Raw genomic sequence first — 24,951 nt, forward strand, 5'->3', positions numbered from 1 at the left:
GCACAAATTTAATTGCCAGCGGCTTTCAGCGGCAGGGAAACATAAAAGATTGCGCCTTCGCCTTCTTTTCCTTCCGCCCATATTTTGCCGCCGTGCATTTCTACAATCTTATTGCAGATGGCGAGACCCATGCCCGTGCCTTCAAAATTTTCACGGGTGTGCAGCCGCTGAAACAGCGTAAACATTTGCGGCAGGTAGTTTTGATTGAACCCAATGCCATTGTCGCTAAAACGCAGTTCTATTGTTTTATCCTTTACCTCGCAGGAAATGTCAATGACCGGCTTCTCTGATGGCTTGCTGTACTTCAATGAATTGCTGATGATGTTTTCAAACAACTGGCGCATCATCCGTTCATCGCTCCACACCGTGGGAAGTGTTGCAATATGGAGCGTAGCGCCTTTTTCCTCAATCACCATTTCAAAATCCTGGCAGGCATCAGCAACGATCTTATTTAAATCCACTTCTTTAAACCGTACTTCCTCGCGGTTGATTTGCGAGAAGGTAAGCAGGTCATGAATGAGGTTGCGCATGCGCTGCGCTGCAGCCTGCATGCTGTTTAAATAATCAAGGCCTTTTTTATCAATGGCCGATGCATAACGGCTCATGAGGAAATCGCTGTAAAAAAGCAATTTGCGCACCGGTTCCTGCAAGTCGTGCGACGCCACAAACGCAAACTGTTGCAACTCGTGGTTGCTGCGGTTCAGTTCTTCAATGTATTGCTCCAGCGTTTGCTGGTTTCTTTTCAGCTCTTCCTGCGTTTGTTTTAATTCCGCATTATCCTTCAGGGTTTCTTCCACCACCTTTTGCGCATGAATGTCAACGATGTAACCGATCCAGTAAAGCAATGCGCCTTTGTCATCGGTAAGTGGCGAAAGTGAAACCTGGTGCCATAAGTAATCGTTGCCTACTTTGTGCCGGATGCGGGTTTGCGTTTTTACAGTGGTAGCACCCTGCCGGATGTTGCTTTTGAGCAACAGCGAAAAAGAGGGATAATCTTCTTCGTACACAATGGCTTTCCATCCGCTGGTGTTTAACCCATCTGCGGTAAAACCTGTTAACCGTGTAAGCCATTCGTTTGCGTAGAGCAATTGCCCTTCGGTATCAATGGAAAAAATAATCAGTGGTAACGAACCGGTGAGTGTTTTATACTGCGCTTCACTCTTTTTTAATTTTTCCGAAAGCTCCTGCAGTTGTTCATTCTTTCGTTTTATTTCATCATATGCCGAAACCGGCGGCTCGTTGCGAAACAGTTGCCGCCATTCATCCAGCTTGTGAATATCAATTTTAAATGCAGGCGAAACGGAATAAAACAATTCAATGGACGTTTCCGCGCCTTTGGTTGTCACATTGTATTTGTCAACGAGCCTTTTGGCGTAGGATAAACCTTGCCGGTTGTAGTCATCTTCGAGCTGCTCGTCGTTGATGCAGGCCACAATATAGGTGTCGCGGCTTTCTACTTCCACCTGCAACACCAGGCAGCCGCTTTTGCCGTGCTCAATGGTGTTGCGTGCCACTTCCGATACGGCGGTGGCAAAACTGGTTTGCGCCGCCAGCGACAGGCCGGCCACTTCGCCCAGGCGCATGGATCGGCGGTGCGCTAAAATCAGGTCCATCTCATTTTCAAGCGTAACCCGGGCTATTTCGTGCATGATGATTACAAGTTTAGTTTACAGGCCGCTACCGACATGTCATCGGTATAGCGGGCAAAATCTTTTACCAGCGCCGCCGCCAGCAAGGAAAGGTCGTAGCGCACAATGCCTGGATATTTTATGGTATCCCAGCGTGATTTCAATCCATCGCTGCACATCACCAGGTATTGTCCACGTTCGTACGCTACCTCCTGTACATTGAGTGTGTTGGGTACGTTCAGGCCAATGATGCCGTTGTACGACATATAGTTTTTCAAAAACGAAGGGCCGTACACTTTGGTACTGATGTTGCCCACGCCAACAATTTGCCACACCCGCCGCTGTTTGCAAAACGACGCCACTGTGCCCACAAGGCCCCTGGTTTTTTTTACTTTATCGTTTACAAAACGGATGATGCTCACCGGGTCGGTTTCCGTGCAGGTTTCAAATGCTTCGCCTGCTTTTATCACCGCTGCGGCTGCATCGGCACCATGGCCCAGTCCATCGCCTAAAAAAAGTTGGTAATGGTCGTCGGTTTCTTTGTAAAAAAATCCGTCGCCGCAGGCTTCTTCGGTCGGTTTGGGCAGCACCACCGATCGTACTTCAATTTTTGGCGGCCGCCTAAAAGCTGCGAATGGTTCGGCAAAAACCCGAACCAGCAACACCGTTCCCCAGTCTTTTTGCGAAAACACCTGGAACACATCGGCCATCCGCTTCATGGCGCCCAGGCCGTGGCCCAATGTATTTTTTGTAGAAAATCCATCAGTCATCATCCGCGTTACATCCTGCATGCCCGGGCCGTTGTCAACGGAAATAAGTTCGATGCCCGGCACGCCGTCTTCTTCCACGGCTTTTACCCAAATGGTGCCGCCGCCTGCATGTTTTGCCAGGTTGCTGGTTAACTCCGCAACAATAATGTCGGTTTCTCCCACCCTTGTTTCGCTGAATCCTGCTTCCACGGCCATTGCGTGGATTTCTTTTTTCAGCATGGCGAAATAACTCCGGTCGTCGGCCCGCAACGCCACATGTGTTCTCCTACCCATTCTTCCACTTTATGATGGTGACGGTGGTACCCTCGCCTTCTTTGCTTTTAATGTCAAATTCGCTTACCAGGCGCTTGGTGCCCGGCAAGCCCAGTCCTAAACTTTTGCCTGTAGAAAAGCCATCTTTCATGGCTTGCGGAATATCTTTTATTCCCGGACCTTGGTCCTGAAAAATCAGACGTATGCCATTGTCGCGGCCCTGGCTGATGACCTCAATAATGGCCACGCCGCCGCCGGCATATTTGAGCATGTTTCGAACCAGCTCGGATGCTGCTGTAATGAGTTTTGTCTGGTTCAGTAAACTCATCCCGATCTTTACTGCATGTTCTTTCACCCGGTTTCGGAAGGGAACGACGTCCTGCTCTTTTTCAATCAGCATCTTGTCTTTATTCAGGACTAATTTCATCTTCTTCTAGTTCTTCATCTTCGTACGAACCAATTTTTGTGGTGAGTAATTCCATGCCTTTTTCCACGTTGAGCGCCGTGTGCACGCCTTTGAGCTCGAGGCCCAGTTCAATCAGCGTGATGGCCACGGCAGGCTGCATGCCCACTACCACGGTTTCGGCATCCATAATTTTTGACATGCTGCCGATGTTGCCCAAAATGCGGCCCATAAAAGAATCGACAATGGACAGTGCGGAGATGTCGATCAAGACACCCCTTGCGCCGGTTTTGCTCACCATTTGCACAAGGTCGGTTTCCAGGTTGGTGGCCAGGCGATCGTAGAGATCAATTTGTATGGTAACCAGTAAAAATTTCCCCATACGGAGAATTGGAATACGATCCATAGGCTAGAGAAGGTGTTTGTTTTGAACTTTTTTGACTTCGAGCCTCAGCAGGCTGTAAGCATAACGCAAGGCGCTTGCCAGCGAAGCTTTGGTAACAATGTTAGAGAGATCAATGCCCAAGTGCACGACGGTTTGTGCAATTTCCGGACGAATACCGCTGATGATGCATTCGGCGCCCATCAGGCGGGTGGCGGCCACCGTTTTAATCAGGTGTTGCGCCACCAGCGAATCAACCGCCGGCACGCCGGAAATATCCAGGATGGCAATGGTGCTTCCGCTTTCCACAATCTCCTGCAATAAGCTTTCCATCACCACTTGTGTGCGGGCACTGTCCAACGTGCCAATAATGGGCAGGGCCAAAATGCCGTCCCAAACGCGGATAACGGGTGTCGAAATTTCTGTGATCTCGTCGGTTTGCCGCAAGATCACTTCTTCGCGGCCTTTGATGAAGGTTTCGAAGGTGATGATGCCCATGCTGTCCATCAGCCGGTTTATTTTCAACACCGCTTCTATCATGGCTCCGGGGTCGTCTTTCAACTCGGTTTGCAGGGTGCGAAGCAGCGCATCTTTTAAGCTGAAGACATAAACGCCGGTTTCGCGGGGAGAGTATCCCTGACGGGCCCGCGACATGGAAATACCGGAAAGGATTTCATACACCGGCTCGAAGTCGGAAGACTGGCTGTCGCCTATGTTTTTATCGCTGATAATATTCAAAAAATTGGTCAACAATTCGTCGGACTGCTCCCGCAAATCATCGTTGCTCATCAGGTCTTCACGCAGGCCGGCATCAGCCAGCTGATTCGTCATCCAGTTTTCGAGTATTTGGCTTCTTTTCTTTTGAAGCAGTCTGGCAATGTCTATTTTCATGTTAATACGTTGAGGAATAAAAGTAGGTGAAATCGGGTGGGTTAAACAAAATTTTAGCGGGGAACAATCAAAGTAATATTGCCCATTGCTGAAAGCGAATATGCATCAATTGTAAACCCCTGGTGATAAAAAAAGATGTGCAGCCAATGGTTGGCTGCACATACAATGAGCAATGGCGCAGGGTGCAGGTGGATTTTTTAAAATTACCTACCAAATTATGGGCATATGTATGATTAAGATTACCAGTTGTAAAGGGCAATGTTAATCCGAATTTGCCCGCTAGATATCAGCTGCAATACTACTTTCCATTTACTGTTTTGATAATGTTGCCAACAACTGGTCGAGGTAATCCAAGGTCATGGTAAATCCGCCCTGGAAGCCCATTTGGAGCATCTGCTCAAATCGTTCCGCAGATTCGTTGTGGATCACAATCCTCACTGTTGTTGTGCCGTTTTGCTCGCTAAAAGTCAGGTCCCAATTGGAGCCGGGTAGTTGTGGATTTTCATCCTTATCGGCAAAAGCATTGAGCATGCTAAAACCGGTTTTGGGTGTGATGGATGTATACTTTTGAACCGACCAATGCTCATCGCCTTCGGGGCTTACCATGGCATAAAACCGACGGCCGCCAACCGTAAAGTCCATCACTTTTGTTTTGGATACCCAAGGTTTGGGCGCCCACCACTGGTCCAGTATTTCCTGTTTGGTAAATGCATCCCAAACCAACGACTGGCTGGCTGCAAATTCCCTGTTGACGTACACCGTGCTGGTTGCTTTGTCAACTACAAAATCGAATAGCAAATTGGTTGTCATTTTTTCTTTTTTTTAAGTGTAGATAATACGTTGTCCAGCTGATTGAACCTGGTTTCCCAAAGGGCTCTGAACTGATCGAGCCACTTGTCGATCTCTTTCATTTTTTCAACCTGGAGTGAATAGTAGATTTCGCGGCCTTGTTGTTCCTGTTGCACCAGTTCGCATTCGGTAAGTATGCGCAGGTGTTTGGAAACGGCCTGGCGGGTGGTATTAAAATTTTCGGCAATGGCGTTGGGTGTCATTGCCTGCAGGGCAATTAGTGTAATGATGGCCCGCCTTGTGGGATCGGCTATGGCCTGGAAAATATCTCTTCTCATAATGGTGCAAATCTTTTATGAAACCATATGGTTGCAAATTTATGTGCAACTATTCGGTTTCGCAAGTTTTCATGATGTTTTTTGTAAATACAATTGCGATGATGGGTTTGAAGAGGTTTTATAGTAATGTGGTCAAACGCGCAACAATGTAAGCCTGCGTCTTTTCAAATGATCATAATCCATATCTGTATCATTCAATGCAGTTGCTGTAAGCAATGTGATATTGCGAATCAACCAAAACCCAACGCCTTCCATAATATGATGGGCAAAAACTCCATTCTATCTTAAATTGCAACAACGATTTCGCCTCGAATATTCCACACAAAAAACACATGAGAAAAAATGAAGCTTTTCCTGAAAGCAATGGTAGCTGGCGTACTGCTTACAACCGGGTACAGCGCCGTTGCACAAGATGCAGCCCGCTCGGCAGATACGGCCCGGCGCACCGCCCCTCGGAGCAGCATGCGGGCCTACAACGATGTTATAACTAAAGATGCCATCAGCGACAAGGGCCTGTTTGCAGTGCACAAAGTGGCCGATAAGCATTACTTCGAAATTCCCGATAGCCTGCTGCGCCGCGAGTTTCTGTGGATCACCCGCTTTGCCGCCATTCCGTCCGGTTTAGGTGGTGGCTTTATCAATGCCGGTTCTTCCGTAAACGAGCAGTTGGTGGTTTGGGAGCGGCTCGATAACCGCATTTTACTAAAAAGCAAAAGCACTTCCAGCTTTGCAGCCGATTCGTTACCGATCAATACCTCTGTTGTGGCCAACAACCACATGCCAGTGATCTTTGCATTTGACATTGCTGCATACAACAAGGAAACGGCATCCAGCGTGGTAGATGTAACGCGTTTTTTTCTGACCGATGTAAAAGCCATCAGCGGCATGACTACTGCTATTCGGCGCGATTATAAAGTGGCCCGGCTCGACGAAACCCGCAGTTTTATCAACAGCATGAAAAGCTTCCCGATGAATGTGGAAGTGCGGCAGGATCTAACTTATGATGCGGCCGAACCGCCTGCCAATGCATCGAGCGGCACCATTAGTGTATTGATGAACCAGTCGCTGGTGCTGCTGCCGAAAGTGCCGATGCAACCACGCCTGAACGATTACCGCGTAGGGTATTTCAACCTGCGGCGCATCAACTACGGCAGCGAGGCATACAAGGCCGATGTGGTGTCTTATATCCGCCGCTGGCGGCTGGAGCCCAAAGATGTAGCAGCCTATAAACGCGGCGAACTGGTAGAGCCGGTCAAGCCCATTGTTTACTACCTCGATCCTGCCACACCGGCCAAATTGCGGCCTTATATCAAAGCCGGTGTAGAAGCATGGCAGCCGGTTTTTGAATCGGCCGGTTTTAAAAATGCAATTTTGGCAAAAGACCCGCCAACCGCTGCTGAAGATCCGGACTTTAACCCCGAAGATGTGCGCTACTCGGTGATCCGTTATGTGGCCAGTACCACACGCAACGCAGTTGGCCCAAGCGTTTCCGATCCACGCAGCGGCGAGATCATTGAAAGCGATATTATTTGGTACCACAATCACCTGCGTTCATACCGCAACCGCTATATGCTGGAAACCGGTGCGGCTAACCCCAAGGCACGTACGCTGAATACGGACCTGGAGGACCTGGGTGAAATGATGAAATACGTAATCACACATGAAGTGGGCCATGCACTTGGCCTGCCGCATAATATGAAAGCCAGTGCAGCGTATCCAACCGATTCGTTGCGCAGTGCCAGCTTTACCAACAAAAACGGTATTGCCGCTACCATCATGGATTATGCCCGCTACAACTATGTGGCACAACCGGGTGATAAAGGCCTGCGTTTTGTGCGCCAGCTTGGGCCATACGATCATTATGTGATCAACTGGGGCTATCGCTATTTACCCGATGCCCGCTCTGCCGAAGATGAAGTGCCGACACTATCGAAGTGGATCGATGAAAAGTCCGGTGATCCTATTTATCGCTTTGGTGCGGGTGATTCGTTTGACCCCGAAAGCCAGACCGAAAACATTGGCGACGACCCGGTAAAAGCCAGCAATTATGGCGTGCAAAACCTGAAGGTGGTTGCACCAAAATTGTACGACTGGACCGCAGGCGCCACCAACGATTACGAAGATTTATCGGAATTATATGGTGAGCTCACTGGTACGCTGAGCCGGTACATCGGCCATGTGGTAACCAATATTGGCGGGGTAAAATATGAACGCTTAAAGCCCAATCAAAAAGGCGATATCTACACGCCGGTACCGGCAAAAGAGCAAGCCGCATCTTTGGACTGGTTGCTGAAAAACGCATTTGGTTCGATGGAATGGTTGAACCAGGCCAAGATCGTTCGCAACATCCATCATGCGGCTCATGTAGACAATATTCGTACGCTGCAAGTGCGGCATCTCAATGCACTGTTGTCGCCCGACCGCTTGACACGCCTGATGGAAAATGAAGTGAAGGGTGTGCCGTTTACTGCGGTTGATCTGGTGAGCGGATTGCAACGCGGCATTTGGAGTGAATTAGCAAGCGGCAGCAAGATCGACATCTATCGCCGCAACCTGCAAAAGGCTTATATCGACCGCATGGCGCAGTTGCTGAACCCGCCGGCCGCAACGCCAGCTGCAGCAAGCACTGCCAACCCTAATGCAACGCCGGTTAACCTGAGCCAGTCGGATATCCGTTCCATTGCAAGGGCCAACCTGGTAAAGCTACGGCAGCAGTTAACGGTTGCTGCAGCAAAGCATAGCAACGATCTTACCCGTTTCCACATTGATGATTCAATAGACCGCATCAACAAGATCCTGAAGCCACAGCAGGACTAAGGAAACAGTATTAAATAGCAAACGGGAGTAGTGCACGCTACTCCCGTTTTTTGTTTGATGACTTTAAATGAGCTTGGACAAAATGCACTTACGATTTCCAGTGTTGTCATGCCGAACTTGTTTCAACAGTTCCGAAGGGTATTTGTTGCAATGCTATTCGTACTGGATTTTTAATGCTTTAAGTTTCTCAATTCAAATTGCTTTTCAGGAAAGGAGGGTTGTCATGCCGAACTTGTTTCGGCATCTCCTTTTTCAATCAGCAACTCCGAAGATTGTAAGGGATGCCGAAACAAGTTCGGCATGACAGTTCACTAAACATTGCAAGTTCATTACGTATTGAATCATTTACATGGTATTACATGCCCGATAAAGCCATTTGCTACAATAGTAAAACGCAGCGGATAAAGTGACGGTTAGCCTTTGCCATCATTTCCAACAATGCTTTGCCCGGTGGGGCAAATGTCCAGTAAAACGCAGTGATTGCAGTCGGGTTGAAAATGCGTGCACACACGTTGCCCGTGGCGCATCATCACCTGGTGGTTGTCGTACACTTCCTGCGCCGAAAATGTTGCGGGCAATAAATCTTCCAATATGCGGTGCGCTTTTGCTTCACCAATTTTTGCTTCAATAATACCCAGCCGCACAGCCACGCGGAAATGGTGCGAATCGACCGGAAGTGCTTTTGCCCGCAGCGTACTGAACGACATGACGGCCGCACTTGTTTTGGGCCCCACGCCGGGCAGCGCTTCCAGCCAGCGCCTCGCTTCGGCCACTTCCATATCGGCCAAAAAATCAAGCGATAATTCGTTGCGTATTTCTGAAATAATGCGCAGCACCTGCTGTATGCGCGGTGCTTTTTGTTCGGGCCAGGTGCATGGGCTGATCGCTGCTTCCACCTCGTTGGTAGGCGCATCCCGCACGGCTTCCCATGAGCCAAATGTAATTTTCAGGTTGCCAAAAGCTTTGCCCGAGTTGCTGTTTTTGGTGCGGTGTGATAGTAATGCAGAAACCAGTTCGCTCATCGGGTCGAGGTCGTGAAAATATTTGATGGCGGTGCCATACACCTCGCTGAGGCGGCGGTGTACTTCCAGCACAAAAGCTTCTTTATGTCCGTCCTGTTGCTGCATGCATTTTTATAATGATAAAATCCCTGCCAAATGGGGCAGGGATCTTATGCAACAGTTGTTAGTGCATCTCATTTTTATAAAATAAGCCGCAACAAGCCTTGGTTTTTTACAACAGGTCCCAGCCCTTGCGGTATTCGCGATGCAGCAATGTGTTGGCTTCATCGTCGTTGATGAATCGTTCTTTTTTGCTGTTCCAGGCAAGCGGACGGCCCAGCCGGTACGAGATCAGACCCAGGTGCATGGGCAGCGTCATTTGCCGTGCATACTCCAGGTTCGATTCGGGTTGGGTTCTGCTTTTTACCGCGTCTATAAAATTTTGCTGGTGGCCCGGCGACCGCTGCAGCGTGATGGGCACATTGGGCAGGTCCTGCACCGTTTCGCCATTGATGGTAATCAGCCGCGAATTATAGTCGCACAGCAGCGTGCCCTTATCGCCTTCGAAATAGGCACCAATGCCTCGACCCGCAGCGCCGGGCACATCGGGCACTTCGTGGGTCCAGTAAAGTTTCAGGTCGTCAAACTCGTAGTCTACATCCAGCCACTGCGGCGCATCGTTGATGCCTTTTGGCGCTTCGCCTTTTGCACTGATCTTTTTCAGTCCCTTGGGGTTGAGCGACCAATACACCACATCGGCAATATGGCACCAGAAATCGGCAAACACGCCGCCGGAATAATCGAGAAAATACCGGTATGTAAAATGACAGCGCTGCGGTGTGTACTCGGCATATGGCGCCGGTCCCAGCCACATGTCCCAATTGAGCGATGGCGGCGGTGTCCCAATCTGTGCCGGACCCAAATCGGGTGGCGCACCGGTTTTCCAAAGCCGCACGGTATGCACTTTCCCCAAAGCACCGGAGCGAATGATTTCCACCACGCGGTGGTAATTATCACCGGCATGTATTTGCGTACCCATCTGAAAAACCAGCTTGTGCCGGTTCAGTGCTTTCAGCATTTGCTGTCCTTCCCAAACATCGTAGGAGAGGGGCTTTTCGCCATATACATCTTTGCCGGCTTTGAACGCCAGTGTTGCAATTGGTGCATGCCAGTGATCTGGCGTGGCGCAGGAAATAGCATCAATATCGTTGCGGTCCAGCACCTTTCTAAAATCGCTGTAGCCCTGCGCCCTGTGTTGCGGCTGCAGGCCGGAGAGGGTTTTCAAACCTTGGGCTAAATGATCTGCATCCACATCGCATAGCGCCACAATTTCTACATCGGGCAAACCTGCAAACCATTTCAGGTGGTTGTTGCCCATTTGGCCAACGCCAACAATGGCCATTCGGACCCGGTCGCTGGCGGCGGCTTTGCGTGCAAATGCGGGTAAAAACGCAAGGCCCAGGGCTGCGGTTCCGCCCTGTTGTAAAAACTGTCTTCTATGCATGGAAGAAAGGGTTGGTAAAGCGGTGAAAGAAAATGCAACGAACGTTTGTTGCGGCTGATAAAGCGCTTTAGAGTTCTTTTATCTGGATATCTTTCCAACGCACTTTAATGCCGCCACCATCATGTATTTGCAGGGCAACAAAGCCGTTGCCTGCACCAATCTTTTCGTCTTTCAACTGCACCATCTGGTGGCCGTTGAGCCAGGTGGTAACCTTGTCGCCAATCACTTCAATTTTCAGGTCGTTCCAGTCGGCTACTTTCAGGTGTTGTTCGTCTTCAGGTTTTGGTTGTATCAGCCAGCCGCGGCCATACGATTCGTAAATGCCGCCGGTATGATTGTTCAGCGGCGCCACCTCTACCTGCCAGCCACTGATTTTGGTGCCTTCAATGCCCGAGCGGATAAACACGCCGCTGTTGCCGTTGGCTTCCTGTTTGAACTTTAGCGTAAGGATAAAATTTTTATACTGCTTGTTGGTGGATAGGTATCCATAGCCTTTATCGGGCCCGCTTTCGCAAATCAGCTGGCCGCCGGCCACATACCATTTTTCGGTGCCGTGCACGGTCCATCCGTTGAGGTTTTTACCGTTAAAAATGGGTTTGGCAGATTGCGCAGTGGCAGTGCCAGCCATGGCGCAGCACAGCAGCAAAAAGAGTATTGTTTTCATGATGGCAATGTTGTTCCTGAAGATAAGGTTTTCTGAAACGCATGTTTTGGTTGTTGTATAAACAATCCTGTTGCCGGAACCCTTAATGAACGTCGGTACGGAGTAAAACACCGTTCAACCCGCCGCCGGGTTTCATGTCGCGGGAATTTGCTACCTTCTCTATTCTAACGAAAACAAACGCTGTATGAACAGAAAGCAATTATCTGTAATTGCTTTGATGCTGGCCCTTTCCGCTACCTGGATCGCCTGTTTCCAGGAAGGAAACAATGTGCCGGATCTGCCCGAAAAAGTGAGCTATAATTTTCACATCCGGCCCATCCTATCTGATAAATGTTTTAAGTGTCATGGCCCCGATGGCAACACGCTGGAAGCCGGCCTGCGCCTCGATGCAGCGCAATTTGCCTATGCACCACTTACCGAAACAAAAGGTGCGTTTGCCATTGTGCCGGGCAAGCCCGAACAGTCCGAACTGTTCAAACGCATTTCTTCTACCGACTCCAGTTACATGATGCCGGTGCCGGAGTCGCATTTAGGTGCATTGACCGATTATGAAATAAAACTGTTCAAAAAATGGATTGAACAAGGCGCAACCTACGAGCCGCACTGGGCTTTTCAAAAGCCTCAAAAAGCAGCACTGCCCAAGATCAAAAACGGGGAGTGGGCAAAAAACGAGATCGACTTTTTTATTGCAGAAAAGCTACAGCAGGCCGGGCTTACACCCAATGAACCTGCAACATCAGCGTATTTGCTGAAACGACTTTCGTTTGACATTACCGGGCTGCCGCCAACAGAAGAATTGATGAATGATATGCAAAACGACAGCAGTGCTGCTGCATTTGAAAAGGCGGTGGATGTCCTGTTGCAATCGGCCCGGTTTGGTGAAAAGATGGCGGTGCACTGGCTGGATGTGGCGCGATACTCCGACAGCTATGGCTACCAGGATGATAATGTACGAACACAATGGGCATGGCGCGACTGGGTAATTCATGCGTTTAATAAAAACATGCCGTACGACCAGTTTATTACCTGGCAGATTGCCGGCGACATGTTGCCCAACGCTACTAAAGAACAGGTGCTGGCCACTGCATTTTTCCGCAACCACAAATACACCGAAGAAGGCGGTGTGGTGCCCGAAGAATACCGCATTGAATACATCATCGACAAAACAAAAACCTACAGCAAAGGCATCCTTGGATTGACGGCCGAATGTGCCCAGTGCCACGATCATAAGTATGATCCTATTTCGCAGAAAGAATACTTCCAGTTGTTTGCATTCTTCAACAACACCAAAGAAGTAGGTTATGAAGGGGATGTTACCCAATCGAAGCCAGCTAAAAATCCGGTTTTGAGTTTAAGTGATGCTGAAGTAAAGAGTATATACACATTCATCAATAAAAAGGATACAGGAGCAATTAGCGTTTCTGTAATGGGGGAAAATGATACCCTGCGTAAAACTTATATCCTGGACCGCGGTGTGTACGACCGGCCAACGGTTGAAGTGCAACCCGTGCCGCTGCAGGCCGTGTTGAAAACTGATACCGCGGTGAAGCGTAACCGATTAGACCTGGCGCGGTGGACAGTTGATAAAGAAAACCCGTTAACCGCCCGTGTGTTTGTAAACCAGGTGTGGCAGGAAATATTCGGCCGCGGGCTGGTGAAAACATCCGGCGATTTTGGCATGCAGGGCGAGTTGCCCACCCACCCCGAACTGCTCGATTGGCTGGCTGTTGATTTTATGGAACATGGCTGGAATATCAAACGGCTGGTGAAGCAAATTGTTACTTCCGCTACCTACCGGCAATCGGCAAAGGTGGGTGCGGAAAATTTTAAAAAAGATCCCGAAAATAAATACCTGTCCCGGGCACCGCGCTTGCGCCTGAAAGCTGAATTTGTTCGCGACCTGGTGCTGGCCAGCAGCGGGCTGTTGGTGCCCACCATTGGCGGGCCGAGTGTAAAACCCTACCAACCCAAAGGCATTTGGGAAGCGGCCACTTCGGGCCGCGGCGAACTGGCTACGTATAAACAAGATACCGGAGAAGCCCTGTACCGGCGCGGCATGTATACATTTATCAAACTCACTGCGCCGCCACCGGGCATGATGATGTTTGATGCCAGCAACCGCGACCAGTGTGAAGTAAAAAGATTGCAAACTAACACGCCATTGCAGGCACTGGTGATGATGAACGATCCGACGGTATTGGAAGCATCACGTGTGTTGGCACAACGCCTTTTGGTGGAAAAAGCATCAACCGATGAACGCCTGCGCACAGCGTTCCGCCGCATTATTTGCCGCAATGCCAACGAAAAAGAATTCAACATCTTAAAGAGCTATCACGATGCGCAATTGGCGCAGTTCCGGCAGGGAAAATTGGATGCTGTCAAAACGCTAAATGTGGGTGAATATCCGCTCAATGAACAATTGGATAAAGCGGCAGCTGCAGCGCTGATGAAAGTGGTGAATATGATCTATAACATGGAAGAAGCCATTATAAAAACATAGTCATGGCAAAAGAATTTTTGGAACATACCCTCAACATAAACCGGCGTAAGTTCTTGTCGAAATTGAGCCTGGGCATTGGCAGTGTAGCGCTGGGTTCGTTGCTGATTCCCGACCTGTTTAGCGGCAAGCCGGATGAAGAAGCGCTGATGGCAGGACTGCCGCATTTTGCACCCAAGGCCAAGCGCATTATATACCTGTTTCAAAACGGTGCGCCATCACAGCTTGACCTGTTTGATTACAAACCCAAATTGCAGGAAATGTTTGGGCAGGATTTGCCCGCTTCCATCCGCATGGGACAACGCCTTACCGGCATGACGGCTGAACAGGAAAAGTTTCCCCTGGCGGGCAGCATGTTCCAGTTCAATCAATACGGCGAGGCAAGGGCATGGATTAGCGAACTGCTGCCATACACCGCAAAAGTGGTGGACGACATTTGTATCATCAAAACCTTACATACCGAAGCCATCAACCACGATCCTGCACTTACTTTTTTCCAGACCGGTGCACAGGTAGGCAACCGCCCCAGCATGGGTGCCTGGCTCAGTTACGGCTTGGGCAGTGAAAACAAAAATTTGCCTGCATACTGTGTGTTGCTATCGAAAGGAAAAGGCAACGGGCAGGGCGTTTATTCAAAGCTGTGGACCAATGGATTTTTAGACTCCGTGCACCAGGGTGTTCAATTCAGCAGTGGTGAAAACCCGGTGTTGTATTTGGGCAACCACGAAAGCATTTCCACCACAGACCGGCGGGCCATGCTGGACCACCTCGCGGCGTTGAACGAAGAAACATACAAGGAATTTGGCGACCCGGAAATTACCGCCAAAGTGCAGCAATATGAAATGGCGTATCGCATGCAAACCGCGGTGCCCGAGATCACTGATTTAAGCAAAGAACCCGAAGACATCATCAAACTGTATGGCCCCGATTGCCTGGTGCCGGGCACTTATGCAGCCAACTGTTTGCTGGCGCGAAAGCTGTCGGAAAACGGTGTGCGGTTTGTGCAGTTGTATCACCAGGGCTGGGATGGTCATGGCAACCTGCCCGGTGAAATCAGGGGACAGTGCCTCGACACCGACCAGGCATCTGCGGCGCTTATTACTGATCTTAAACAACGCGGCATGCTCGACGAAACACTAGTGATCTGGGGCGGCGAATTTGGCCGCACCAACTACTGCCAGGGCCCGCTGGCAAAAGACAATTACGGCCGCGATCATCATCCGCGTTGCTTTACCGTGTGGATGGCTGGTGGCGGCGTGAAGCCGGGTGTGTATGGCGAGACCGATGAATTTGGATACAACATTGCCGAGAACGGTGTGCATGTACACGATTTTCACGCTACCATTTTACACCTGATGGGGCTCAACCACGAACAGCTTACGTTCAAACACCTGGGGCGCCGCTACCGCCTCACCGATGTTGCCGGCAACGTAGTAAAAGACATCATTGCATAAACCACCGCTTCCCTTTTTTCACTTAAAAAAATGTTCATGCACCGCCGCCATTTTATCAGAAACACTTCGTTGGGCATCACCGGTTTTTTGCTGCAGGCGCCGCTAAAAGCGCAAAGCGAAGTAGTGTTGGGCCACAACAACAAAAGGTATCGCATCAACACAAAATGGAGCAGTGCCGATGTATCTCGGTATCCGGTAAAAGATTGCCACGAAATGGTGCAGGATGCAAAGGGCCGCATTATTTTATTGACCAACGAAACAAAAAACAATGTGCTCATTTATGATAAAGGCGGAAAATTATTAAGCAGTTGGGGCACCGAATATCCCGGCGCACATGGCCTTACTTTATTCAATGAAAATGGCACTGATGTTTTATTCATTTGCGACAACAACCGCCACCAGGTAATCAAAACCACGATGGATGGCAAGGTGCTGCTGACACTGGATTATCCTAAAGAAACCGGCCAATACACAAAAGCCGAAGAATACGTACCTACGGAAACCGCCATTGCGCCTAATGGCGACATTTATGTAGTAGATGGTTATGGTAAAGACTTCGTGATACAATACAATGCAGCAGGCAAATACATCCGGCATTTTGGCGGCAGGGGTGAAGGCGATCAATACTTGCTCAATGCGCATGGTGTATGTGTGGATATGCGTAATGCCGCACAGCCCACGCTGATCGTTACCTCGCGGCAACAACATGCATTCAAACGGTATACTTTGGACGGCCGGTACCTTAATACAGTGGCGCTGCCGGGTGCATGGGTTTGCCGCCCGGTTATCAGGGGCGATTACCTGTATGCGGCTGTGTTGCAAAGCAATGCAAATCCATGGAAGCAATCTGGTTTTGTAACCATTCTGGATAAAGACTTTAAAGTGGTTTCCAACTTAGGTGGCAACGAACCGGTGTACAACAATGGAATGTTGCAGGAGTTGATGCAACAGGACAAAGTATTTCAATACCCGCATGATGTATGTATCGATGATGAAGAGAATATGTATGTAGCGCAATGGAACTCGGGCAATATTTATCCTTATAAGCTTACTCCTGTTATTTGATTTGTATTGTTTTTGATGAATCTCTGAACCCTGCAAGTATTGCATGATGCGCTGGAAAACGGTTTTGTTCAATATTGCTTTTGCACTCAATTGCCTGCTCTTTTTTTTGATCTTGCTGGAGCAGCAGTTGCAGGTGCCGCTTTGGTTGCAGGTGGCGGGCCGCATGCATCCACTGGTACTGCATTTTCCTATTGTATTGCTGGTGCTCACCATTTTTTGGGAACTGTTACCACATAGCGAACAAACCGGTGCAGCGGCCAAAACATACATCGGTGATGTGCTTCTTTTATCGACATCGTTGAGTGCGGCAATTACTTCGCTATTGGGCCTCTTTCTTTCGCGTGAAGAGGGGTATGCACCTGATGTGCTGCTGTGGCATAAATGGGGTGGCGTTGCGCTGTCGCTGCTTACGTTGGTGTGGTACATGCTGCGCCGGCAGGTGCGCCAGGCAAAACCTCTTTTAGTTGTTATAACCGGTGCTGGCTTGGTTGCTATTTTAGTGACCGGCCACCAGGGTGCAAACATCACGCATGGCGACAATTTTTTGCTGGCGCCCATGATGGCAGGAACAGGCCAGCCCGCAATTTTACTGGATGATGCAGTCGTATTTACCCACATGGTGCAGCCTATTTTGGAAACAAAATGCACGGGCTGCCACAATGAGCAAAAAGCAAAAGGCAACCTGGTGATGACCACACAGGCTGCATTGCTCAAAGGCGGTAAAACCGGCCCGCTGTGGGATCGTAACGAACAGGATTTTGGACTGATGTTTCGGCGTGTTCATTTGCCCCTGGAAAACAAAAAGCACATGCCGCCGAAAGGCAAGCCGCAGCTTACCGACGAAGAGTTAGCCATCATTTATCATTGGGTAAAAAGGGGTGCCGATTTTAGCGCAAAAGTGGCGGACCTGCCTGCTACAGATACGTTGCGCATACTTGCCGGCTTTTTGTTTCAAACCATTGAAACGGATCAATACAGTTTTGCTGCTGCCGACGAAACAAAAATCAAAAGCCTCAATACAAGTTACCGGGTGATCAGCCCACTCGCTGCGGCATCGCCGGCACTTGGTGTGGAGTTTTTTAGCGCAGCAAATTTTAATGCGAAGCACTTAAAAGAATTGTTGCCGATCAAAGAACAGGTGGTATCGCTAAACCTCAGTAAAATGCCCATCACGGATGCCGACCTGAAACTGGTGGGGCAATTCAAAAACCTGCGCAAACTGAACCTATCTTTTACACCCATTTCCGGTGCAGGTCTTGGTGCATTAAAAGATTTGACACAGTTAAAACAGCTTTCATTATCGGGCACACAAGTGGAATGGAATGAAGTGGCACCGTTGGCAGCATTGCCCAAATTATCCCGCCTGTTTTTGTGGAACACACCCATTGGCAGTGCAGGTATTCAACAAGCTGCTGCACGATACCCGCAACTAAAAATGGAAGGCGGGTATACAGGTGATACCGTGGTGCTAAAACTAAACCCGCCATTGCTGCAAAACGAAGCGCAGATTATATCGGAACCGGTGCCGCTGCAATTAAAACATTACATCAAAGGCACCACCATTCGCTACACCACTGATGGTTCCATTCCCGATAGCCTGCATGCGCCCATATTTACCAGCGGCGCAATGATCAACCAAAGCATGACCATCAAAGCAAAGGCATTCAAGCAAGGCTGGATCAGCAGCGATGTGGTGGAACGAAGTTTTTACAAAGCCGGTTACAAACCCGATTCGGTACTGTTGGTACACCCGCCCAACGAGCAGTATAAAGGCGATGGGGGCCGCACATTATTCGACGCCCAAAAAGGTGATCAAAACTTTCGCAGCGGTAAATGGTTGGGGTTTAAGGAACAACCACTCACTGCGCAACTGTTGTTCAAACAACCGGTAACACTTTCATCAGTAGCTGTGAGCACCCTTGTTGATATTGGCTCTTACATTATGCCGCCGCAACAGCTTGAAGTGTGGGGCGGCAATCATCCTTCGAAGTTGCGGTTGTTGGGCAGGCTGCGTCCGCAACAGCCCCTAAAGGATACATCAGGCTACATGCAGGGGTACGAGGTTTTGTTTGATGCGACGCCGGTAAGTGTAATAAAACTGGTGGCGGTGCCGGTAGGCAAATTGCCGGCATGGCATCGCGGCAAAGGCGATAAGGGTTGGGTGTTTGTGGATGAAGTTTTTTTAAACCGATAAAGTGCCTGGATTTAAATTGGCCTGTTAGCGCATGCTTGTTTTAAATGCATGGATCACATAGTCGGCAGGTTGATAAAGCAGCGTTTCATTGACCGATACAAATGAATGGTTTTGTTCGTCGGGCCGGGGCATTTTTATATTGAACTCCTTGTTGAGTTGCGCATGCATTTTTGTGCCATCAATTGCTTTTGACAGGGCCAGCGAATAGATGTTGCTGCCGCCAGGCAATGGTGCTATTTTAATCCCAGAAATTTTATTCAACGCACCGGATATTTTACCCCAGGTTTCAATTGCTTTTTGCAGCCGTTCTTCAAAGCCTTCCAGCCGGTGCAGGGCCATCGCGGCATTGGTCCAGTTGCCGTACATCGAGCCCCCATGCACTTTCATCAGGTGCGGCATTTTATCAATCACCTCTTTGCTGCCGCACAATACTGCTCCGGCGCTGGCGCCAAAATATTTATACAGCGAAATATAAACCGTATCAAAATGTGCTGCATATTCCTTTACGGAAACACCCGTCCACGCTGCTGCCATAAAGATGCGTGCACCATCCAAGTGTAGCCTGATGTTTTTTGCACGACAATAGTCTGCAATCTTTTTGATCTCTGCCAGCGGAACGGTCTTGCCATTCGTTCGTCGCACCGGGTTTTCGATACTCACCGCACCAATGCCTGTTTCAAAAACTTCCGCTTCTGCCAGCGCGTCAATGCTCTGCTGCAGTTGCTGTGCGGTAAAATAGGTTTCGCCGGGAGCCAGTGGCATCAGTCTTTTATAAAAAATGCTTTGTGCTGCATCGGCTTCATCGCGGTACACGTGGCTGGTGTCTTGCACAAACACTTTCGACTTGTCGCCACTCAATACCGAAAGCGCCAGTTGGTTGGCCATGGTGCCGCTGGGCATGAATATGGCTTTTTCTTTGCCGGTTATGGCTGCAAACTTGTTTTCCAACGCTGCTACTGCACCGCCAACGCCATACCGGTCCTGCTCAAATTTAGTTGCAGCAAATGCGTTTGATAGTTCAGCGATGTATGCTTCCGGGGCAAACATTTCGCCATCACCAAAAAGCTTGATGGCATGATTGCCTGGCGCTGCACCTGCATTCGTTGCATTATCGGCCGCCATGAGTTTGCCGGCAGGAAGCAGTGTTGGAAGCAACGCTATTGTTCCCCTTTTTAAAAAATTTCTTCTGCCAAGAAAAGCCATGGACTAGAGTTTTATTGCAGTGAGCAAAGTGCAAGTTTAGTAAATCTGGTTTTGCAATAAAATGCATTAACAGCATTGCGTTCAAGCTATATTGGATCAATAAACTAAAGTACTGCAATTGCTCCTTTAGTCGCTAAGGTTTGCTGTTGGCCCAACAGCAAATGCTGTATGTTTTCAAGAATTTTTTGGCATGGTGGTGTACGGTATTTGCAGCAGGCGTTTTACACTTCAACTGCAAATGCCGGAAGCATTGATGATTTATAAGCGCACTGGCTGTTTTAAAAGAAAAGCCCAATTCAATCATTTTTTTGCACGCCTTCCTATGTATTCCCAAAATTTCCAGTCCCACGCTATTTTTAAATTAAAAATATATTTAATTTAAAAAGCAAATGACGTTATGACTTTTGCTCCAGCAACCAATACAACGACCAACATTGCAGATGAACGGGCCATCCAAAATGTTTTGGACCAATTTATTGCTGCGTGGAATGCACATGATGCCACAATGTTTGCCAGTGTTTTTGCGGAAGATGTTGATTTTACCAACGTAAAAGGCGTAAGCCGGCATGGCCGTGCCGCATTCGCCGCATTTCATGAACCCATGTTTCAAACCGTTTGGGCCAGCTCCACCCAGCGCATTTCAAAAGTCAAGATTCGTTTTTTAAAACCGGACGTAGCTGCTGTAGATGCCTGGTGGGACCTTGATGGATTGAAAAAGCAGGATGGTTCGAATGCTCCACCGCGCAACGGCTTGCTTATGTTAATCATGACCAAGGAAAACGAAAAATGGGAGATCACGGTGATGCACAACATGGATCTGCCCGGGTCGGAAAGGCAGCAATGTTAAGCCGCACAATACAGCATAAACCTTCTGGAAATGATTGCAAAGGATTTTGCACCGTCACCGCATTTAAGGGAATACATCAGCCAATACCGGCTGCGGCATTTTGTTTTTGCAAACGCAATCATTGCGCCGCCCAAACCATTTCCGCCACGGCCGGAGCAGTGTGTTGTTTTTTACCTGCGGGGCTCCGAAACCACGCATTATTTCAAGGACGGCACTAAAGTAAAAAAGCCAAGGTCGGTTATTTCAGGGCAGTTTACGTATCGGTGCGATCGTGTGATCAACGATTCTGAAATACTCATGCTGATGGTCGATTTTCAGCCCGGCGCCCTGCACCGGCTTACCGGCATTCCATTCGTTGAACTGACCAATAAGGATTTTGATGCCGAAGATGTACTGCCTAAAATTAAGGGCCTGAATGACCGCTTGAGCGGCACCGATGCTTACCCCGAGATTGTGCAGCTGGTGGAACAGTTTTTTACCGAACTGGTGCAATCGTCAACGCCGGAATTGCTGCCTGTTGATCGTTTGCTCATCTCGTTAAAAGACGACCCTGACCACTCCATTGATTGGCTGGCACGCCATGCCTGCCTTTCGCCGCGCCAACTGGAACGAAAGCTCAATGAGCGGATTGGCATTGCGCCAAAAACCTATTTGCGCATTTCCCGCTTTGCCCAATCATATTGGCTGCATTTAAAAAAACCTTCCTTAAGCTGGTACCACATTGCAATGACCTGCGGCTACACCGATTACCAGCACCTGGTAAAAGATTACAAGGCATTTGCGCATGCCAATCCTATCGATTTTTTCAAGGAAGAACGCAATGCTCCGGGCCGCATCCTCGGGCTGACCAAATAAGTGGCGCTCCATGTGAGAATGTCGTTTTTATACCACTTCTATGCCCGATTGATTTTGAGCTTTACACTGGTTGCAACAGTTTTTTTCATCACCAAAACCAAATACATGAAAAAGCAATGCTCAGTGTTACTTGCCTTAATGGCCAGTTTCTATTTTTCCTCGTGCCAAAAAGAAGCAGCTGAAACGCAGCTATCTCCCAATGAAATGTTGTCCAGCAACGCCAGCAAAGGCAACAGCGGTATGGATAAAGGCGTACCGTTTAAAGGCACTTATACCAACACACACCAAACGTTGCAGCCGCCGCCTATGTTTCAGCAAAAGGTGACCGGAAAGGGAAACGCCACGCACCTCGGCGCCAGTAGTTTTGAAGCTATTACAAACGTAAAAGTCACTCCGCCGGCTCCGTTTGCTGTGAGTGGTACAAGAACACTAACCGCGGCAAACGGCGATCAATTGTTCACCAAGTTTACCGGCATCAGTACGCCGCTTTCACCCGGTGTTTCGAGGGCTAATTTGCACGACGTTATTACAGGTGGCACTGGCAGGTTTCAGGCTGCCAGCGGAAGCTTTGATGCCGTTGCGATCAGCGACCAGGTTACCGCTACGTTTGAAGTTACGTTCGACGGTTACATCAAATTTTGAAGCTGCAGGCAGAATGGTTTGGGTGCTCGAATGGCGCCCCACCATTCTGCTTTTTAATGTGCTGCGCAAATAGTTGTTTAACAAAAATTGTTTGCAATGAAGGCTGGTTTGGCGCTTCCTTACGCCATATTGTTTATGAGTATAGCCTGCACCATTGTTGCGTGTACAAAAGGGGATGAGTTTTCCGATATCCGCAACAATTTGCCTCCCGTTGCCAATGCAGGCAGCGATGTGTCGATCCAGTTTCCGGTGGATAGTGCTGTGCTGGATGGCACTGCATCCTATGACCCGGACGGAACCATTCAAAAAATTTCCTGGCGTCAAATTGGTGGCAATGATGTGTTGGTGGTTGATGCGCATGCCGCAAAACATAAGGCCAGGAAATTTTCAATTGGTATGTACCAATTTGAATTAACTGTTTGGGACAATAGCCTCCTGTCGGCACGGGATACGGTTACAACAACAATACTGCCGGCAGCGGGATCGGACCATTCGTTTTATGCTAAAAACCTGGAGTGGATATTTCCCTGGTACTCTTCACTTGAGGTGGCAGATATTGATGCCATTGTTCCGCCGGCAAGGCCATTTAAAGTGTTTATTCGGCGAGGTTTTAGTCCTGATTGGGTACTGGTGCCGCCATTATCAATTGACGCAAATAACAACATCTATGAATATTTTATTGAAACCCGGCCCGATGGCGCTGGTATGTACAATTATGGCAGTTTGTATATTTTCTATTATGGACTAAATACCAGCGATGCGCCAACTGTGAAGATTGAGTTTTGAAGGTGGTTGGTCTTAATTCTTCACCAATTAGCATTTACATAAAAAACAGCCAACCCACCAGCCAACTGGTATAAATGAAAAAGCCCCGGACTGTTGTACAACAGGCATCCGGGGCTTTTTTTGCGGACTGGACGGGACTCGAACCCGCGACCTCCGCCGTGACAGGGCGGCATTCTAACCAACTGAACTACCAATCCGTTTCGGACGGCAAATATAATGTGTTCGGTTCAAATTGTTCCAATTTTATAAAAAATGTTCCCTGTTGGCGGTTGGCGCAAGAGGCCGTGGTTATGCCCACAGAATTGTGTTGATTTGCAGCCACGCAACATGGCCACACCACATTTTTTAAAAACACGCATGGCACCTACGCCCAGCGGCTACCTGCACCTGGGCAACATCTTGTCGTTTGTACTCACGCAGGCGCTGGCAGCGCGGCATGGCGCCAAAGTATTGTTGCGCATCGATGATATGGACCGCGAACGGGCCGCACCGCATTTCATTGAAGATATTTTTGATACGCTCCATTTCCTGGAGTTGCCATGGCAGGAGGGACCTGCTGACGCGAATGATTTTGCGCTGCATTTTGCACAGCACCACCGTCTGCCTTTGTACCAAAATGCGGTGCAACAATTAATCGATGGCGGACATGTGTTTGCCTGCACCTGCTCAAGAGCAGATGTGTTGCGGCAAAATGCTGCAGGCATTTATCCCGGCACCTGCCTGCACAAAGGTTTGCCGTTGAATACACCCAACAGCGCATTGCGCCTGAAAACACCGGAGTCAGTTTTGATACAGGTGCATACACTCAACGGCGTGCAGTCTGTGCCGCAATTCCCCGATGCGCTGCGCTATTTTGTAGTGCGCAAAAGGGACGGTATGCCGGCATACCAGCTTTGTTCGGTGATGGATGATGTTCATTTTGGTGTGGACCTGGTGGTAAGGGGCGCCGACCTGTGGCACTCTACTTTAGCGCAATTGTATTTAGCAACTTTATTAGATGTTCCTCAATTTGCCCGCACCACATTTGTACACCACCCGCTGCTGGTAACGGAAGGAGGCGATAAATTATCCAAATCGGCAGGTGCCACTTCGGTTTTTGGAATGCGTAAAGCGGGTTATACAAAAGCTGCAGTGTACCGGGCTGTGGCCCGCATGCTGGCAATAGATCAAGATGTTACCAACTGGCAGGAATTGGCCGCGGCGATGAAAAGGCTACCCGGTTGGAGTGGCGGTATTTGATTTTCTATCTAAGGGTGTAAAACGATACTGCTATTAAGGCAGCATTTTGTTAAGCAGTGTATGTCATGCCGAACTCGTTTCGGCATCTCCTACAACATTCTTAACGCTGCTGATAGAAGGAGATGCCGAAATAGGTTCGGCATGACTACCCTAACATTCAAACATGCTATAGACGGGGGATGATTGGTGCTAAAACTGTTGACGCCCCAATGTTTTTTTGCTTTTCATAGCCAGGTTTATTTCAGCTGTCCGTAGCTGTTATACTACCAGTTACCCATATGTTCTTTTACAATCCGCTCATAGTGGGTCGGGCTGTTTTCTTTCCAATGCGGATCGTAGCGCACAAACCACGAAATCCATAAACTGCGGGATAGCCGCATCAGCCAAGGCTGCAGCAGAATAAGCAGCACTGCGTTGATGCCGATCCACCAGCCAAAGCGGTTGTCGGAAAACGAAAAGCCAATGAACAGCCACCAGGCAACAAAGGTGATGCCGCTGACAATAACCGCCAGCATATAGCTCACATAGCCGGTGCCGTAGTAAAAGCCCACTTCGATATCGGTGATCTGGCCGCAAACCGGGCACTGCTCATGCATGTCCACATTTCGGTTGATCTTCGCCGTTACTTTATTTTTAAACAACTTGCCCTCACGGCAGCGGGGGCAGTAGCAACCAAAAACAGAAGCAAGATAGCCGCGGGGCGGTTGAATGGTACTCATGGCGTTTGTTT

22 protein-coding genes and 1 tRNA gene are annotated in these 24,951 nt (G+C 49.0%); 10 read left to right on the plus strand and 13 right to left on the minus strand.

Features of this window, described 5'->3' with window-relative positions:
* Positions 1-8 precede the first annotated feature (8 nt).
* From DRJ53_RS14080 to DRJ53_RS14110, 7 genes are all read right to left on the minus strand, one after another.
* Positions 9-1,649: a sensor histidine kinase gene (locus tag DRJ53_RS14080; protein ID WP_114236296.1), complete on the minus strand. Its 1,641-nt coding sequence runs from the start codon at positions 1,647-1,649 to the stop codon at positions 9-11.
* 5 nt (positions 1,650-1,654) lie between these two features.
* Positions 1,655-2,671, minus strand: coding sequence for an ATP-binding SpoIIE family protein phosphatase (locus DRJ53_RS14085; RefSeq protein WP_114236297.1), 1,017 nt, complete (start codon positions 2,669-2,671; stop codon positions 1,655-1,657).
* A complete protein-coding gene (locus DRJ53_RS14090) occupies positions 2,664-3,077 on the minus strand; it encodes an anti-sigma regulatory factor (RefSeq protein WP_114236298.1) in 414 nt (137 codons plus the stop codon). The genes DRJ53_RS14085 and DRJ53_RS14090 overlap by 8 nt, the downstream gene beginning before the upstream one ends.
* Positions 3,058-3,459: an STAS domain-containing protein gene (locus tag DRJ53_RS14095; protein WP_114236299.1), complete on the minus strand. Its 402-nt coding sequence runs from the start codon at positions 3,457-3,459 to the stop codon at positions 3,058-3,060. Before DRJ53_RS14095 ends, DRJ53_RS14090 begins: the two co-directional genes overlap by 20 nt.
* Before the next feature lie 3 nt (positions 3,460-3,462).
* Positions 3,463-4,326 (minus strand): STAS domain-containing protein, encoded by an 864-nt coding sequence (locus DRJ53_RS14100; RefSeq protein ID WP_114236300.1) that lies wholly within the window; start codon positions 4,324-4,326, stop codon positions 3,463-3,465.
* A gap of 309 nt (positions 4,327-4,635) precedes the next feature.
* Positions 4,636-5,136: an SRPBCC family protein gene (locus tag DRJ53_RS14105; RefSeq protein WP_114236301.1), complete on the minus strand. Its 501-nt coding sequence runs from the start codon at positions 5,134-5,136 to the stop codon at positions 4,636-4,638.
* Entirely contained in the window at positions 5,133-5,453 is a 321-nt protein-coding gene (locus tag DRJ53_RS14110; RefSeq protein WP_114236302.1) for an ArsR/SmtB family transcription factor, read from the minus strand. The genes DRJ53_RS14105 and DRJ53_RS14110 overlap by 4 nt, the downstream gene beginning before the upstream one ends.
* Positions 5,454-5,795: 342 nt before the next feature.
* Here DRJ53_RS14110 and DRJ53_RS14115 point away from each other — a divergent pair, with 342 nt between their 5' ends.
* The gene (locus DRJ53_RS14115) at positions 5,796-8,270 is read left to right on the plus strand and encodes a zinc-dependent metalloprotease (RefSeq protein ID WP_114236303.1); all 2,475 of its coding nucleotides are present in this window, start codon (positions 5,796-5,798) and stop codon (positions 8,268-8,270) included.
* A 413-nt stretch (positions 8,271-8,683) separates the two neighbouring features.
* On the opposite strand, the gene DRJ53_RS14120 is transcribed toward DRJ53_RS14115, so the two are convergent.
* From DRJ53_RS14120 to DRJ53_RS14130, 3 genes are all read right to left on the minus strand, one after another.
* The gene (locus tag DRJ53_RS14120; RefSeq protein WP_114236304.1) at positions 8,684-9,397 is read right to left on the minus strand and encodes an endonuclease III domain-containing protein; all 714 of its coding nucleotides are present in this window, start codon (positions 9,395-9,397) and stop codon (positions 8,684-8,686) included.
* A gap of 106 nt (positions 9,398-9,503) precedes the next feature.
* Entirely contained in the window at positions 9,504-10,775 is a 1,272-nt protein-coding gene (locus DRJ53_RS14125) for a Gfo/Idh/MocA family protein (protein WP_114236305.1), read from the minus strand.
* 67 nt (positions 10,776-10,842) lie between these two features.
* Positions 10,843-11,439: a 3-keto-disaccharide hydrolase gene (locus tag DRJ53_RS14130; RefSeq protein ID WP_114236306.1), complete on the minus strand. Its 597-nt coding sequence runs from the start codon at positions 11,437-11,439 to the stop codon at positions 10,843-10,845.
* Between the two features lie 184 nt (positions 11,440-11,623).
* Between DRJ53_RS14130 and DRJ53_RS14135 the strand changes: the two genes are divergently transcribed.
* Genes DRJ53_RS14135 through DRJ53_RS14150 form a run of 4 tightly spaced genes read left to right on the plus strand, consistent with a single transcriptional unit; the run spans position 11,624 to position 18,649 of the window.
* Positions 11,624-13,939 (plus strand): PSD1 and planctomycete cytochrome C domain-containing protein, encoded by a 2,316-nt coding sequence (locus DRJ53_RS14135; RefSeq protein ID WP_114236307.1) that lies wholly within the window; start codon positions 11,624-11,626, stop codon positions 13,937-13,939.
* A 2-nt stretch (positions 13,940-13,941) separates the two neighbouring features.
* Positions 13,942-15,390 carry a DUF1501 domain-containing protein gene (locus DRJ53_RS14140; RefSeq protein ID WP_114236308.1) on the plus strand — a complete coding sequence of 483 codons (1,449 nt, stop codon included), beginning with the start codon at positions 13,942-13,944 and terminating at the stop codon, positions 15,388-15,390.
* Positions 15,391-15,426: 36 nt separating this feature from the next.
* A complete protein-coding gene (locus tag DRJ53_RS14145) occupies positions 15,427-16,455 on the plus strand; it encodes a 6-bladed beta-propeller (RefSeq protein ID WP_114236415.1) in 1,029 nt (342 codons plus the stop codon).
* Positions 16,456-16,498: 43 nt separating this feature from the next.
* Entirely contained in the window at positions 16,499-18,649 is a 2,151-nt protein-coding gene (locus tag DRJ53_RS14150; RefSeq protein ID WP_114236309.1) for an FN3 associated domain-containing protein, read from the plus strand.
* 24 nt (positions 18,650-18,673) lie between these two features.
* Here the strand turns inward: DRJ53_RS14150 and DRJ53_RS14155 are convergent, their stop codons facing one another.
* Positions 18,674-19,852, minus strand: a complete 1,179-nt coding sequence (locus tag DRJ53_RS14155) for a threonine aldolase family protein (protein WP_114236310.1) — start codon at positions 19,850-19,852, stop codon at positions 18,674-18,676.
* Between the two features lie 397 nt (positions 19,853-20,249).
* Here DRJ53_RS14155 and DRJ53_RS14165 point away from each other — a divergent pair, with 397 nt between their 5' ends.
* The 4 genes from DRJ53_RS14165 (at position 20,250) to DRJ53_RS14180 (ending at position 22,982) form a co-directional block, all read left to right on the plus strand.
* Positions 20,250-20,699 carry an SgcJ/EcaC family oxidoreductase gene (locus DRJ53_RS14165; protein WP_114236312.1) on the plus strand — a complete coding sequence of 150 codons (450 nt, stop codon included), beginning with the start codon at positions 20,250-20,252 and terminating at the stop codon, positions 20,697-20,699.
* A 30-nt stretch (positions 20,700-20,729) separates the two neighbouring features.
* Entirely contained in the window at positions 20,730-21,554 is an 825-nt protein-coding gene (locus DRJ53_RS14170) for a helix-turn-helix domain-containing protein (protein WP_114236313.1), read from the plus strand.
* Between the two features lie 105 nt (positions 21,555-21,659).
* The gene (locus DRJ53_RS21325; protein ID WP_155523215.1) at positions 21,660-22,196 is read left to right on the plus strand and encodes a hypothetical protein; all 537 of its coding nucleotides are present in this window, start codon (positions 21,660-21,662) and stop codon (positions 22,194-22,196) included.
* 96 nt (positions 22,197-22,292) lie between these two features.
* On the plus strand, positions 22,293-22,982 hold the full coding sequence (locus DRJ53_RS14180) for a PKD domain-containing protein (RefSeq protein WP_114236314.1): 690 nt from the start codon (positions 22,293-22,295) through the stop codon (positions 22,980-22,982).
* 123 nt (positions 22,983-23,105) lie between these two features.
* Here the strand turns inward: DRJ53_RS14180 and DRJ53_RS14185 are convergent.
* Positions 23,106-23,179: transfer RNA gene (locus tag DRJ53_RS14185), tRNA-Asp, on the minus strand.
* A gap of 160 nt (positions 23,180-23,339) precedes the next feature.
* Between DRJ53_RS14185 and DRJ53_RS14190 the strand changes: the two genes are divergently transcribed.
* Positions 23,340-24,221, plus strand: a complete 882-nt coding sequence (locus tag DRJ53_RS14190) for a glutamate--tRNA ligase family protein (protein ID WP_162303881.1) — start codon at positions 23,340-23,342, stop codon at positions 24,219-24,221.
* Positions 24,222-24,484: 263 nt separating this feature from the next.
* On the opposite strand, the gene DRJ53_RS14195 is transcribed toward DRJ53_RS14190, so the two are convergent.
* Positions 24,485-24,940 carry a DUF983 domain-containing protein gene (locus tag DRJ53_RS14195; RefSeq protein ID WP_114236316.1) on the minus strand — a complete coding sequence of 152 codons (456 nt, stop codon included), beginning with the start codon at positions 24,938-24,940 and terminating at the stop codon, positions 24,485-24,487.
* Between the last annotated feature and the right edge of the window lie 11 nt (positions 24,941-24,951).

It is taken from the genome of Paracnuella aquatica (assembly GCF_003332885.2).
GTDB classification, from domain to species: domain Bacteria; phylum Bacteroidota; class Bacteroidia; order Chitinophagales; family Chitinophagaceae; genus Flavisolibacter; species Flavisolibacter aquaticus.